The organism is Algoriphagus alkaliphilus (assembly GCF_900103735.1).
In the GTDB taxonomy this organism is placed as follows: Bacteria; Bacteroidota; Bacteroidia; order Cytophagales; family Cyclobacteriaceae; genus Algoriphagus; species Algoriphagus alkaliphilus.
In genome coordinates this window covers 1-13,356 of sequence record NZ_FMXE01000021.1, presented here as the reverse complement: position 1 = coordinate 13,356, position 13,356 = coordinate 1, and the positions used below count along the sequence as shown (strand labels likewise).

Genomic DNA, 13,356 nt, shown 5'->3' with positions numbered 1-13,356 from the left:
GACTTTGGACAGAGGTAAGAATAGAAACTGAAAAAGCGTATTTTCAGAATTTCTTTTCCCAATTATCCATTCCCTTTTGACCTTTTCGCCTTTTTTTTGGTAACTTCTTGGCCAAATAGTTCAACCCATTTTAACCTATGACCAAGAAAAAACTCCGTAGCCAAGAATGGTACGGCCGGACTGGAAAAGACGGATTTATTTACCGATCCTGGATGAAAAATCAGGGACTCCCCCATCATCTTTTCGAAGGCGATAAGCCAGTGATTGGAATTTGCAATACCTGGTCCGAACTCACCCCCTGCAATGCCCATTTCAGGGATTTAGCTGAAGCCTTGAAGCGTGGTATCTGGGAAGCCGGTGGATTTCCATTGGAATTTCCGGTGATGTCCTTGGGCGAATGCTCCCTCAAACCTACTGCGATGCTTTTCAGAAATTTAGCCTCCATGGATGTGGAAGAAAGCATCCGAGCAAACCCCATGGATGGCGTGGTGCTGATGTGTGGATGTGACAAAACCACCCCTTCACTCGTCATGGGAGCCGCTTCTGTCGATATTCCGGCTATGGTACTTTCAGGTGGACCTATGCTCATAGGAAGATTCAAAGGAAAGAAAATCGGCACTTCGGACATTTGGAGATTTGCAGAGGAATTCAAGTTGGGAAAGCTTTCTCAGGAAGAATTTATCGAGGCAGAAGCCGCCATGTCCCGTTCTGTAGGACACTGCGCCCCTATGGGTACTGCTTCTACCATGGCGGCGATGGTAGAGGCCTTGGGCCTTTCTTTACCTGATAATGCAACCATCCCTGCAGCCGACTCCCGCCGGAAAGTCATGGCCCACATGACCGGCATGCGAATCGTGGAGATGGTGAAAGAAGATTTGAAAATGAGTAAGATTTTGACCCGTAAAGCCTTCGAAAACGCCATCATGGTCAATGCGGCTGTAGGAGGCTCCACCAATTTTATTCTTCATTTGACAGCCATTTCCAAGCGAATCGGAGTGGAATTGGATCTCACAGATTTTGATCATTTCTCAGCCAAAATCCCCCTTATCGCCAATGTGCAGCCATCCGGAGAGCATTGGGTTGAAGATCTCTTTTATGCAGGTGGACTACCGGCGGTCATGCGCGAAATCGAAAAGCATCTCCACCGTGACTCCCTTACAGTCAATGGGAAAACCATCGGAGAGAATATTGCAAAGGCTGAATGCTGGGATAGAAATCTGATCGGCACATTGGAAAACCCCATCAAACCGGAATCAGGCATAGCAGTACTTAAAGGTAATCTCTGCCCAAACGGTGCGGTACTGAAACCTTCGGCCGCCACTCCAAGCCTGCTTACCCATACCGGAAGAGCCGTTGTCTTTGAAAATATTGATGACTACAAAGCCAAAGTAGACGACCCGAATCTGGATATTGATGAAACTTGCGTGATGGTCATGAAAAATGTAGGGCCAAAAGGATATCCCGGCATGCCGGAGGTTGGCAATATGGGACTACCAACAAAACTTCTTGAAAAAGGTGTAAAAGACATGGTAAGAATTTCGGATGGAAGAATGAGCGGAACAGGATTCGGTACAGTTGTGCTTCACGTTTCTCCTGAATCTGCAATCGGAGGCCCATTGGCATTCGTGCAAAACGGAGATATGATCGCCTTGGATGTACCCAACCGCAGCCTAAACCTATTGATTTCCGAAGAGGAATTTGAAAGGCGAAGAGTAGGCTTCCAGCCGACCAAGCTCCCTTATGAAAGAGGCTACGTGAATCTTTTCCTTGACAAAGTAAATCAAGCACACGAAGGCGTAGACTTTGATTTTCTCCAAGGAAGCTCAGGTTCAGAAGTGAAAAGAGATTCGCATTAATTTTAAATTACCAGACCTGGCAGGTTTTGAAAACCTGCCAGGTCTCTATAATTTAACATGTCATGAAACCCCAAAAAGTAGCCATTATTACAGGAGCAGGTCAGGGAATCGGATTGGAGATTGCCAGAAAAATGCTTGATACCGGTTCACATATTGTCCTAAATGATCTGGAAGTCGGCCTGACCGAAGAGGCCGTAGCTTCCCTCGCCCGCATGGGCAAAGGTCAAGTCATAGGATGCTCGGGCGATTCTTCTTCCGAGGAGGTGATTTCGGAATTGATCGAATTGGCCATGCATCATTTTGGTCAAATTGACCAAGTGGTCGCAAATGCAGGCATTACGCTTTTCGGTAATTTTTTGGAGTATTCCCGAAAGGATTTTCTGGAAGTGATGCGGGTCAATCAAGCAGGCACATTCTTTTTGACACAAGCAGCTGCACGTGTAATGAAAGACCAGAAAAACGGAGGGTCGATTTTGCTTACTTCCTCTGTCACTGCACATCAAAGCCATGAAAATCTTGCCGCTTACGCCATGAGCAAGGCCGCCATTGAGATGTTGGCCAAAAATCTGGTATTGGAACTCGCTCCCTTTGGCATTCGAATCAATACCATAGCACCCGGTGCTACCCTTACCGAGCGCACTACTTCTGACCCGGAATATGTCACAACCTGGTCAAAACTTACCCCGATCGGCCGTCCCGCCTTTACGACTGATATAGCTGAGGCTGCAGCATTTCTACTTTCCAATGCCGCACGTCACATCACCGGGCAAACACTCATCGTAGATGGTGGCTGGACAGCGATTAGCCCCTCTCCTTATGTCTGAAAACCATCTCATCGCCAAAGACCTTCACCTGGTATTAAAATCTCCACCCCCCTGGCAGCTCAGTGGTGAAGGGATCATACTAATTTTCAAATTCAAAAAAAATTGGGTTGAAAACTTTGGTTTACTCCCAAAACATCTCGAAGGAAAATTCAAAGGCGGACTGGGTTACGTCATGCTCGTCAACTATGAAAAAACACCGGTAGGACCTTATCACGAATTGCTGATCATCCCCGGGAAATTTCGAAAAATAAAAAAACAGGCGATTACCAAAATTTATGTGGATACAGAGGTAAGTACCCAAAATGGACGAAACAACTGGGGAATACCTAAGGAAACACTTCCTTTTACCTGGGAAAAGGAGCAAGGCAAAGATATAATCCAAATTAAATCCGGTGACCAAGTGATTTTTTCAACAGAAATCACACATAGTGGGCTGTCTTTCCCTGTGACTACTTCACTTTTGCCTATCAGTCTATGCCAAATTTGGAATAAGGTAAAATACTACACCAAGCCCAGTGGATATGGTTGGGGAAAGCTGGCTAAAATAAAAAGCCTCGATTTGGATCCCACTTTTTTTCCTGACATTCGGGATATCAAGCCTCTTTTGGCCATGAAGATAAGCCCCTTTCACATCAAATTCCCGGAGCCAACCTATGGGGATGAACCATTTTGAAAACAAACAAATTATTGTCACCGGAGCAGGTTCGGGGATCGGATTAGCCCTGGTAAGACTACTCTACCCATCGACAAAGCAAATTTTAGCCGTGGATATCTCAGGTCAAAATCTTGAGGAATTAAAGGATGAACTTCCCGAAATTGAAGGTTTTCTAATTACAGATTTAAGTGAAAAAACAGGAAACATACTGATTTTGGAATGGATTAAAGCAAATTGGATCGGGGTTGATTTTTGTTTTGCAAATGCAGGGAAAGCTGAATACAACGCTACGGAGAATCAAAATTGGCATGAAATGGACTCGCTTTTCCAACTCAATGTCTTCAGCCCGATTCAGCTGGGATTGGAATTAAAGACCTGCTTTCCAAACATCACATTCCGGCACATCATCACTTGTTCTGCAATTGCATTTTGGGCTGTTCCAGGGTACAGTGTATATGGTGCCAGCAAAGCTGCACTACTCCAATGGGCAAGAACAATTTGGGCTGAAAAATCAGGAAGTTGGCTAAGTTTAGTATTTCCAATCGCCACATCCACCACTTTTTTTGATTCCGCCGGTAGCGAAATCCCAAAAGCCTTCCCAATGCAAAGCCCAAAAATTGTAGCTCAAAAAATTCTCAGTGGAGTGCAGAAAGGCAAAAACATGATTTTCCCATCTCCCCTCTTTAAAATACTGCTTCACTTGAATAATTTCCTTTATTTCATTCGACCGATCTATCAGACAATTGAATCAAAGAAATTCCGATCTTGGCAAGCAAAACAAAGCAATAACGGTTCAGTTTAATTTCAAATCATCAACCACATTCCATGAAAAACTATTTCTTCTTACTCTCATTCATCTGGCTAATAAGCTCCTGTGAGCAAAAAACAGAACTGCCTGACACCCTACCTATCCAAGTGGCAAAGGCCTACGGATTTAGTAATTTTGACCAGGTAAACTCCATCGCATATACATGGAATGTGCAGCGTGATTCGGTAAATGTGCTTTCCAGAGACTGGAAATGGAATATTAAAGAAAATACAGTTTATTATTCAGGACCTGACACTACCTTCACTTACAGCTTGGCTTCAGACTCTTTGCCAAAGCAGGACGGAGGATTCATCAATGACAAATATTGGTTGATGATGCCTTTCCAACTCGCATGGGACACTGGGTACACCTTTGAAATTCTGGAAAATGTCCCTTCCCCAATTGCTAAGGCCAATTCTACCAAGCTGACCATCCTATATAACTCCGGAGAGCCTACGGCACCCGGAATGGGGTACACCCCAGGCGATGCCTATGACCTTTATTTGAATGAAAATAAAATGATCACAGAATGGGTTTTCCGTAGAGGAAACGGCCCGGATGGACGTGCGGTCACTTGGGAAAATGTGCAGGACTTCGGCCCACTCAAGTTTGCAACCGACCACTCCAATGATGCCGGTAAACGGTTTATTTGGTTTACCAATATCAAGGTTGACTAATCCATGTTTGAAATTCAACTGAATTTCCTTATGCCGCTGTTGAGCTGCCAGCGGCATTTTTTATATCTTAACAAAAAAACAAGGCTTATGAACTCCCAAACTATCAGGCGTGAATTTTTACTCAAATCAAGTGTACCGATCGGTGCCGGAATGCTAATTATCAACCAAAAAGTCCGATTCTGAATATTCCCCGAACCAGCCTTCGAAAATTAATTCATCATATCAAAGGCAAACTTGGTGTACCGGCGATGCGCTATGTAGGAGATCTGGATCAGACCTGCAGCAAAGTCTTGCTTCTTCCCGGAGCAGTAGGAGGAAGAGGGCAAATAGAATCCATCATGAAAGAAAAGCCTGACGTCTTGGTGTGCGGTGAATCCAACGAAGGGAAACACCAGAATATGTGCGTGCAGCAAATGAAATCGGGATGAAGCTTTCTATGATCGAAATCGGCCATTCGGCCAGTGAGGAAGGCGGATCAGAATTTGTAAAAAATTGGCTGAATGAAAACATGCCGGGGCTTCCTGTGCATCATATTCCTTCAGGGAATTCCTTACAGATCTTTTAGCGGATGAGGGATGACTAAGATGACCAAAGACCCGATTCCCATCTGTGAGAATCAGTGAAATCTGTGAGTAAAAAAAATAAGGGCCGATTTTCACATCAGCCCTTTTGTTTTTGTTTGATTTGCTACAGTTCTGGCTTATCAATGATTTTTAATCATTCCAAATCACCTTGTTAAAACGATTAAAGTGAGTTAATCTCATTTTTGACATCATCCATCGTCTTACCAAGCTTTTTCTGCAATTTCCCGAGGAGCTCGTCCTCTTTTCCTTCTTCGTATAGCAAATCGTCATCGGTCAAATCAGCATACTTCTGCTTCAATTTTCCTTTAACTTCATTCCAAGTACCTTTAATTTGAAGCCTAGTGTCAGTTTTCATTTTGTTTTGGGTTAAAGTGAAACAATAAATTATTACTTCAACTTATTCAAACCCGGTGCCACGACACCGAATAAGGTTTCCGCCGCAAATTAGGTATAAATCCTAAACAGGATTGTTGAGTCATTATTCAGATTGGGGTTTATTAGCCCAATTCTATGGAATAAATGCCTGTTGAATTTCCTGAAGCGCTCGGTCACTTTTAGACTTTTTTAGGAAGGCTTATGAAAAGACTTAAAGTTAAAAGAGGGTGTCTCAAAAGGCCTAAATGTGTCAGCCTGACACTTCGACTCCGCTCTGCGTGACAGGAGTCGAAGGCCCTCTGCAGCAAATACAGCTGCATTTGGACTCCTGCCTACCCGACAGACAGGTACTACCAATCACGTAAGGTATTTTGGCAGCTGAATGTGTGTCAGTCCGAGCGGAGTCGAGGACCTTTCGATTTCGAGACTCTCGTCTCTCAAATGCTCAAGGTGACAAACCCCCTGCTTTCGAAGTGATTTACCGCCATTTCCATTTTGTATGTTCGCAGAATATTTAAGACTCAATGTGACAAACAACAGTTATGAGACAGCCTTTTTTCTGTTTACACAAAAGTCTTTCCTACAAACTCCAAGTATTCCCTACTTCCAAAACCGGAATACAGCCTTTGAATTCTCCCGGTATGGGGTCGTAACTCAGGACATTTTTTCCGATTTCTTCCGAGGTAAAATACGCCCAAAGCACTGTTGATTTCAGACTTCGATAGAATCCTACCGACTCTCTTGGTCCCACTGCCGAACCCCATACATTCTTTGGAAACTTAGGCGAATTGGCTTCATGTGCTTGAAAACAGGCGGCTTTATCCTCCGGACTTAGCTCAGCAAAAACTTTTCCGTAGGCAACTTTACAATCCGCATTAAACTTTTCGATTTCGGCAAGGACATTTTTCTGTCCGGCTTCGTCGTAGGTTTTTGCATAAATGGAGTCGATGAAAATATCCGCCTTCACATCCAGGCCACCTGGAGTTTCGGTCTTTGGCAATAGAAAATCCACAAAAGCCGAAATGAATAGCGCATGATCCTCTCCCAAAAACTGGGGAGTCCAAGTCAATCGATCCTGTTTGACACATGCCTGCAAAAGGCTAAGCATGGTCGGTGCAGCTACTGCCGAACCTGCAAAAAGGGCTGTTTTTTTTAGTGCGTCTCGTCTGTTCATGGATTAGAGATTTGATTTTTTGAGTTCTGATACCGCATGACTGGCCGCTCTGGCAGTGAGTGCCATGTAGGTCAGCGAAGGATTGACGCAGGATGATGAAGTCATACAAGCACCGTCAGTGACAAATACGTTTTTGCAATCATGAATCTGATTGGTCGCGCTCAGCACGGAAGTCTTGGGATCACGTCCCATTCGCGCGGTTCCCATTTCATGGATTCCGTAGCCCATTTCATGTTTATTGTCAAAATCCAGGACGTTTTTCACGCCGATGCGTTCGAGCATTTCTTTGGCATCAATCCGGATCTGGGCATTCATTTCCAATTCATTTTTGCCCCATTCCGCATCGATAGATAGCGTCGGCTGACCCCATTTGTCCAGCACGTCTTTGTTGAGGTAAACCTTGTTTTCATGATAAGGCAGGCACTCTGCAAAACCAGTAATAAAGAATTCCCAAGGACCTGGCTTCATCAGGCCATCTTTGAAATCACCTCCAAAACCTTCCTGGTTGGAACCTGCACCCCAGCCTGCGCGTCCTCCACCACCCTGAAAACCAAAGCCTCTCACGAACTTGTCTGACTTGGTCTTTTCATCCAGATTGACATAGCGTGGGATGTAGATTCCATTTGGACGGCGTCCTTTGTAATACTGATCTTCAAAACCTTCCACAGCACCCATTGCTCCTACCCGATAGGTATGGTCCATCAGGTTATGTCCCAATTCGCCGGAATCATTTCCCAGGCCGTTTGGAAAACGATTGGAAGTGGAGTTGAGCAAAATCTGTGTGGTGCTGAGCGTGGATGCGTTGACAAAGACAATTTTGGCTTTATATACCAACTCTTCTCCTGTCTCCGAATCGATGATTCTGACACCGGAAGCCTTTCCTTTTTGCTCATCATAGACAATGGACTGCACAATGGAAAAAGGACGGATGGTGAGGTTTCCCGTGGCATGAGCCGCCGGCAAGGTTACCGCATTGCTGCTGAAATATGCGCCATAAGGACAACCTCTATCACATCGATTACGAAACTGACACTTCCCTCTACCATTCAGCGGTTCGGTCAGGTGAGCCACCCGACCGATGATCATATTTCTTCCTTTGAATTCCTTTTCGATTCGCTCTTTGACGTGTTTTTCCACACAATTGAGCTCCATGGGAGGTAAAAAATGGCTATCCTGCAGCTGTGGCAATCCCAGGGCTTCACCGCTGATCCCTGCAAATTTTTCAACATGGGTGTACCAAGGTGCCAAATCCTTATAACGAATCGGCCAGTCTACTCCATGACCGTCTTTGGCATTGGCCCCGAAGTCCAAATCTGACCAACGGTAACACTGCTTGCCCCAAAGCAGAGATCGGCCACCCATCTGATGGGCCCGAACCCATAGAAAAGGCTTTACTTCTGTGTAAGGGTTTTCGACATCATTCGCATGAAAATGCTCGTTCATTTCGCCGATAAAACCGGACCGCCCTCCTTTTGGATGTCTTGCTTTTTGCTCGGGCGTGAGTCCGCCACGGAGTTCTGTTTCCCAGGGATCGAGGGTCATGGTGGGATAGTCCACGACATGCTCCACGATTCGCCCCCGTTCCAGGACGAGGGTTTTGAGTCCGGCTTCGCAAAGTTCCTTTGCTGCCCAGCCTCCGCTGATTCCCGAACCGATGACAATCGCATCATAAGTCAGGTTTTTGTCTGCATCAATATTGAAATTAGCCATTCTAATAGGTTTAAAAGAGGATCAAGTATAGCCAAAATTTTGCTGAACTGCTTGATTTCAAACGATCAGATATCTTCAACCAGTTAAGTATTGATCAAATCCCAAAAGTTTGAAAAGATGGGAAGCATTTTTTTTAAAGCAGTTGGATTGGATAGTTTTAAAAGTTGAAATACGTTTATTTACGTATTATTTGTAGAAACACTGAATTCCTACCATCTTACAGAAAATTATTTATTGGAGTTCAGAATTAAGATTGGATTAAGTTGAGAAAAGGAATTAAAAAATTAGATTGGCTAAAAGTGATAAAGCCATTTTTTAAAGTACTCTTTCTGGCAATTTCTTGCCTATTGATTTCATTTTCAAGCGCTAAAGATCCTTTGGAAGAGATCATTGCAGGGTTTCAGCGCTACATTTCTGAGCAACCTCAGGAAAAAGTTTATTTACACACTGACAGACAAACCTATGCCGCAGGTGAAACCATTTGGCTGAAAGCCTACCTCACCGCCGGACCTTTCCACATTCCCTCTTCGCTGAGTAGCACTATCTATGTGGAGTTGATCGGCTCGGAGGGAGAACTAATCGAGCAGCATAAGCTTTTCACACCCGATGGTTTTGCCTCCGGTCAGCTTGAGCTTTCAGATTCAATCCGCTCAGGCAATTATTTACTGCGAGCCTATACCAATTGGATGCGAAATTCAGGGGAGGACTATTTTTTTCACCGACCCATAAAAATTTGGAACAGTCAAGTCATTTCCAAGCCTTCGACGACTCGAGAAATTGAGCTTGCTACTGGAAAAGTGGACATTCAATTTTTTCCCGAAGGGGGAAATTTGGTCCAGGGGATTCTCAGTAAAGTGGCTTTCAAAGCCATTGGCGAAAATGGACTTGGAAAAGCTGTAAAGGGAAAAATTCTGGAAGGAGATGCCGTCATCGCTGAGTTTGAGAGTAATTCACTTGGAATGGGCGTTTTTCCACTTTTACCTGAAAAAGGAAAAACCTATCAAGCCCACCTAGAAGGCTACAAAATGGATTTGGATCTGCCCGCTGCCCAGGAATCAGGCCTAGTCATGTCGGTGTCCAACTCCGGCAAGTCAGAAGATATTGTGGTGAAAATCCAATCTTCGGAGAACTCTCAAATCTCCAAAATCAGCCTATTGGCACAGACTCGCGGTTTGGTCTGTGCATCGAGTCGGGCCGACTTGGCAAATCGAGTGGTATTTGTACGAATTCCCAAGAAAGAATTTCCGACAGGAATCGCTCAAATCACCGCTTTGGATGAAAACGGAATCCCGTTGGCAGAGCGCTTGGTCTTCATCGACCATCAGGATCAGCTCTCCCTGTCTGCTGTCCCTGACAAATCCAACTATGGCCCCAAAGAATCGGTACTAATTGACATCACCGCAAAAGATAAGGCTGGACAGCCGGTCATAGCCAACTTCTCCCTGAGTGTTTTTGACAAGAGCCAAGTGCCTTTTGATGAGGACCACGAAACCATCCAATCCAACCTCTTACTTTCATCCGAACTGCAAGGACAAATTGAAAAGCCGGGGTACTATTTCAATCTTGAAAATCCGGATCGGGAAGTTGCACTCGATTACCTCCTGCTCACTCAAGGTTGGCGAAAATTTTCACTCAAAAAGGCACAGAGCGGAGAACTCCCAAAACCCGCCTACCGAATTGAAAAAGGACTTACGATCAGCGGGCAACTCACCGATCCAAAAACCGACAAACCCATTGCCAGCGGTACCGCCTCGTATCTTTCGCTTTTTCCCGTTTCCGAATCCAGGACCACTACCAGCGATTCACAGGGTAAATTTGAATTTGAAGACCTCATCTATTTTGATTCAGCCGAGGTCATGCTTCAGGGGAAATTGAAAAATGGAAAATCCACTGCTACTGTTTCTGCTGATCACACTCGTAGGACTCCAACACTTAGGTATTCGATATTACCCTTCTTTTCCACTCCAACTGTACTCGAAAGGGAATTTCTAATCAAAAGCGTGGAGCGAAAAAATATAAGCAGGGCATTTGATTTTGACGAAGACCTTATTGCACTAGAGGGAGTGGAAGTTACCGGAACAAAAATCATAGATCAATACACCGGTCCAAGGATCTATGGAGGTGGATCGACAAAAATCACTGTGGCAGACAATCCTGCCTTAGAAAACCTTCAGCACCCGCTGGACTTGGTCAAAGGTAGAGTCGCAGGAGTGCAAGTTTGGGGCAGTGGTGATACCTGGAGCATTTTGATCCAAGGTGTAAGCTCAATCAACAGCAGTGTGGAGCCCCTGATCATGGTGGATGATATTCCGATTCCGATCCAAGGCTTAAGTTCAATTCCTGTTTTGGAGATTGAAAGTGTATCGGTATGGAAAGGGCCGGATGCCGCGATTTTTGGTTCTCGGGGAGCGAATGGTGTATTGGGTTTCTACACCAAAAGAGGCAAAGTGCAGTCCAGCACCCCAAATCAATCGGATCATCCACCCGTGCCAAGCGGATATCAGCTTGAAAAAGAATTCTACTCCCCAAAATACGAAGCTCAGAAACCACCACAGCCTAGACCTGATCGGCGGGTGACACTCTTTTGGGCCCCTGACATCCAAACTGACTCCAGCGGTAAAGCTTCTATTAAGTTTTATAACCACGACGTAGAAACTGTAATCCATGGATTAATCGAAGGAATCAGCAAGCAGGGAAATCCTGGAACCTCACGATTTAGCTATAAAATCGGGAAGTGATAAGTGGTGAAGAGAGGAGCTACGGTAAAGTTTTTGACTAAATATGGAATCTGATTCCATATTTTTCCGGTTTTGGATTATTCATTCAGTCTCCGCTACTTTTCCGACAGAAGCTCTATGGTAGGTAAGAAATCAATCCCCCATCTGTGAGGAAGCAGGACAGCATAAAAGAAACCCTCCAAGGGTTCCGAACCCTTGGATGGTTAATGACTCTAAAACTCTGAAGTAAAGTGAAACTCGATATCCGGGTAGTTGTCCTGCACCATTTGCAGCCAGGATTTTGACTCGGCCATAAAGATTAGAACCGCTATGTTCGGAATAGAAATTCTTTCCAGTTCCTGACTTCTATCCCATCACTTCGGGATTGGGACTGATTACCAGAATACAGCACTACTCCTTTTTTGTGCTGACTCAGATTCATCCAAAATCTCAGGTTTCTGAAATAATCGGAGTTGATGGTTTTCCCGGATTTAATTTCCATGGGAAATAAGTCTAATCCCTCATCGATCAGCACATCAATTTCATGTCCGGTCTTATCTCTCCAGAAAAACAGATTGATCTCTTTTGCTTGATTCGTCCTTTCTTTGATCAATTCCGATACCACCAAATTTTCAAACAGTGCCCCCCGCAAAGGATGAAAATCCAACTGTGCAATAGTACTGATTCCCAAAAGAAAACAAACCAACCCTGTATCTAAGAAATAGATTTTAGGACGTTTGACGATAATCTTATTGAAGTTTTGAAAATGGGGTCTTAATAGATAAATCAAAAAACTACTTTCCAAAATACCGATCCAAGATTGAATGGTCTTTGTATCTACCCCGACTTCGTTTCCGAGTGAAGTCATATTCAATTCTTGGCCTACCCTTCCGGCCAAAAGGCGAATAAATCGCTCAAAAACAATTAAATCAGTAATATTCTTGATCTGCCTTACATCCCGCTCAATATAGGTCCGCAGGTAATTTGGAAACCATAAATCCATAGGAATACCAGGCTCAAAGAGCGGTGGATATCCCCCCTTAATCATTAATTCATCTTCTGAAGGAATGTCAGCTTGTTCTGGGTAAAGTTCTATCAAAGAAAAAGGAAGCAGTTGCAAATACCCTACTCTTCCTGCCAGACTCTGAGTGATGGACTGTTGCAAAAGGAAATTGTTTGAACCGGTAAGGATAAATTGCCCTGGCTGAGGACTTGAATCTACCACCCCTTGCAAGTAAGAAAACAGTTCGGGTGTGCGCTGTACCTCATCCAAAATAGCCCCTTCCGGGAATTCACTTAAAAATCCTCTTGCGTCCTCAAGCGCAAACCTCCTTTGATCAGGATCTTCTAAGGATACATAGGGTTTATGGGGAAAAATGGACCGAACGAGCGTGGTTTTGCCAGATTGACGTGGACCAACTACAGCTACTACTTTAAAATAGCTTGCCAATTCTTGAAGCTTTTCGGTTGCCCTCCTTGAAATCATAATCAAAAATATGGAAAAATATGGAATCTGATTCCATATTTTTCCAGTTTTTACAATCAACTGATGTGCCGAGAAAGCTTTGTGGCAAGGAATAGTCCGGCTCCGATAGCAATCGGAGGAGAAGCAGGACAATTAATAAACAACCCTCCAAGGCATTGGCGTTAACTTAGCGATATATAATTTTCAGATCTTGTTGATAATGAGATCTTTTTCTTGTTTCATAGCAACAATATTTGGCTAGTGCCTCTATCGCCAGGCAAGGTTCATTTGGTTTGCTTTGTAATTCATTCAGAATTAGAATCAATTTTTGTGGATTCCTTGTTAAATATTGAGTGACTTTCATCAGACTCAGATCTTTATTTGCCTTTGTTTTGACTAAAATTCGGCAAGGGGTATAAATAAACTGTGTACAGATGATTATCATGATAAATCGTGACCAAATTATGACCCAAAGTTGAATTTTGGACACATTGTGCACTTTATCAAAGGC

12 protein-coding genes are annotated in these 13,356 nt (G+C 44.1%); 8 read left to right on the top strand and 4 right to left on the bottom strand.

Annotated elements, in window-relative coordinates:
• The first annotated feature begins 137 nt into the window (after positions 1 to 137).
• The 7 genes from BLQ81_RS14195 to BLQ81_RS22320 all read left to right on the top strand — a co-directional run bounded on the left by BLQ81_RS14195 (position 138) and on the right by BLQ81_RS22320 (position 5,385).
• Positions 138 to 1,856, top strand: coding sequence for an IlvD/Edd family dehydratase (locus BLQ81_RS14195; RefSeq protein ID WP_092731140.1), 1,719 nt, complete (start codon positions 138 to 140; stop codon positions 1,854 to 1,856).
• A 62-nt stretch (positions 1,857 to 1,918) separates the two neighbouring features.
• A complete protein-coding gene (locus tag BLQ81_RS14190) occupies positions 1,919 to 2,680 on the top strand; it encodes an SDR family NAD(P)-dependent oxidoreductase (protein ID WP_092731138.1) in 762 nt (253 codons plus the stop codon).
• Entirely contained in the window at positions 2,673 to 3,353 is a 681-nt protein-coding gene (locus BLQ81_RS14185) for an acetoacetate decarboxylase family protein (protein WP_092731136.1), read from the top strand. Before BLQ81_RS14190 ends, BLQ81_RS14185 begins: the two co-directional genes overlap by 8 nt.
• Complete coding sequence (locus tag BLQ81_RS14180) at positions 3,340 to 4,137, top strand: SDR family NAD(P)-dependent oxidoreductase (protein WP_175454239.1); 798 nt, start codon at positions 3,340 to 3,342, stop codon at positions 4,135 to 4,137. Before BLQ81_RS14185 ends, BLQ81_RS14180 begins: the two co-directional genes overlap by 14 nt.
• A 23-nt stretch (positions 4,138 to 4,160) precedes the next feature.
• Positions 4,161 to 4,820: a hypothetical protein gene (locus BLQ81_RS14175; protein ID WP_092731132.1), complete on the top strand. Its 660-nt coding sequence runs from the start codon at positions 4,161 to 4,163 to the stop codon at positions 4,818 to 4,820.
• Between the two features lie 248 nt (positions 4,821 to 5,068).
• Positions 5,069 to 5,248 carry a hypothetical protein gene (locus tag BLQ81_RS23235; protein ID WP_245693272.1) on the top strand — a complete coding sequence of 60 codons (180 nt, stop codon included), beginning with the start codon at positions 5,069 to 5,071 and terminating at the stop codon, positions 5,246 to 5,248.
• The gene (locus BLQ81_RS22320; RefSeq protein WP_175454238.1) at positions 5,245 to 5,385 is read left to right on the top strand and encodes a hypothetical protein; all 141 of its coding nucleotides are present in this window, start codon (positions 5,245 to 5,247) and stop codon (positions 5,383 to 5,385) included. The genes BLQ81_RS23235 and BLQ81_RS22320 overlap by 4 nt, the downstream gene beginning before the upstream one ends.
• Before the next feature lie 179 nt (positions 5,386 to 5,564).
• Here BLQ81_RS22320 and BLQ81_RS14160 read toward each other — a convergent pair whose 3' ends face one another.
• The 3 genes from BLQ81_RS14160 to BLQ81_RS14150 all read right to left on the bottom strand — a co-directional run bounded on the left by BLQ81_RS14160 (position 5,565) and on the right by BLQ81_RS14150 (position 8,663).
• Positions 5,565 to 5,759: a CsbD family protein gene (locus BLQ81_RS14160; RefSeq protein ID WP_092731126.1), complete on the bottom strand. Its 195-nt coding sequence runs from the start codon at positions 5,757 to 5,759 to the stop codon at positions 5,565 to 5,567.
• A 600-nt stretch (positions 5,760 to 6,359) separates the two neighbouring features.
• Positions 6,360 to 6,953 carry a gluconate 2-dehydrogenase subunit 3 family protein gene (locus BLQ81_RS14155; RefSeq protein WP_092731124.1) on the bottom strand — a complete coding sequence of 198 codons (594 nt, stop codon included), beginning with the start codon at positions 6,951 to 6,953 and terminating at the stop codon, positions 6,360 to 6,362.
• 3 nt (positions 6,954 to 6,956) lie between these two features.
• The gene (locus BLQ81_RS14150) at positions 6,957 to 8,663 is read right to left on the bottom strand and encodes a GMC oxidoreductase (protein ID WP_092731122.1); all 1,707 of its coding nucleotides are present in this window, start codon (positions 8,661 to 8,663) and stop codon (positions 6,957 to 6,959) included.
• A 299-nt stretch (positions 8,664 to 8,962) separates the two neighbouring features.
• On the opposite strand from BLQ81_RS14150, the gene BLQ81_RS14145 reads away from it, so the two are divergent.
• The gene (locus BLQ81_RS14145) at positions 8,963 to 11,401 is read left to right on the top strand and encodes a TonB-dependent receptor plug domain-containing protein (RefSeq protein ID WP_139183641.1); all 2,439 of its coding nucleotides are present in this window, start codon (positions 8,963 to 8,965) and stop codon (positions 11,399 to 11,401) included.
• Between the two features lie 307 nt (positions 11,402 to 11,708).
• On the opposite strand, the gene BLQ81_RS14140 is transcribed toward BLQ81_RS14145, so the two are convergent.
• On the bottom strand, positions 11,709 to 12,866 hold the full coding sequence (locus BLQ81_RS14140) for an ATP-binding protein (RefSeq protein ID WP_092731280.1): 1,158 nt from the start codon (positions 12,864 to 12,866) through the stop codon (positions 11,709 to 11,711).
• Positions 12,867 to 13,356: the final 490 nt, after the last annotated feature.

What these genes read in the sequence shown, in the direction of transcription:
- BLQ81_RS14140 (WP_092731280.1), bottom strand. Translation starts at nt 12,866, where the DNA reads ATGATTTCAAGGAGGGCAACCGAAAAGCTTCAAGAATTGGCAAGCTAT.
- BLQ81_RS14190 (WP_092731138.1), top strand. Translation starts at nt 1,919, where the DNA reads ATGAAACCCCAAAAAGTAGCCATTATTACAGGAGCAGGTCAGGGAATC.
- BLQ81_RS14155 (WP_092731124.1), bottom strand. Translation starts at nt 6,953, where the DNA reads ATGAACAGACGAGACGCACTAAAAAAAACAGCCCTTTTTGCAGGTTCG.
- BLQ81_RS14150 (WP_092731122.1), bottom strand. Translation starts at nt 8,663, where the DNA reads ATGGCTAATTTCAATATTGATGCAGACAAAAACCTGACTTATGATGCG.
- BLQ81_RS14160 (WP_092731126.1), bottom strand. Translation starts at nt 5,759, where the DNA reads ATGAAAACTGACACTAGGCTTCAAATTAAAGGTACTTGGAATGAAGTT.
- BLQ81_RS22320 (WP_175454238.1), top strand. Translation starts at nt 5,245, where the DNA reads ATGAAGCTTTCTATGATCGAAATCGGCCATTCGGCCAGTGAGGAAGGC.
- BLQ81_RS14180 (WP_175454239.1), top strand. Translation starts at nt 3,340, where the DNA reads ATGAACCATTTTGAAAACAAACAAATTATTGTCACCGGAGCAGGTTCG.
- BLQ81_RS14195 (WP_092731140.1), top strand. Translation starts at nt 138, where the DNA reads ATGACCAAGAAAAAACTCCGTAGCCAAGAATGGTACGGCCGGACTGGA.
- BLQ81_RS14175 (WP_092731132.1), top strand. Translation starts at nt 4,161, where the DNA reads ATGAAAAACTATTTCTTCTTACTCTCATTCATCTGGCTAATAAGCTCC.
- BLQ81_RS23235 (WP_245693272.1), top strand. Translation starts at nt 5,069, where the DNA reads ATGCGCTATGTAGGAGATCTGGATCAGACCTGCAGCAAAGTCTTGCTT.
- BLQ81_RS14185 (WP_092731136.1), top strand. Translation starts at nt 2,673, where the DNA reads ATGTCTGAAAACCATCTCATCGCCAAAGACCTTCACCTGGTATTAAAA.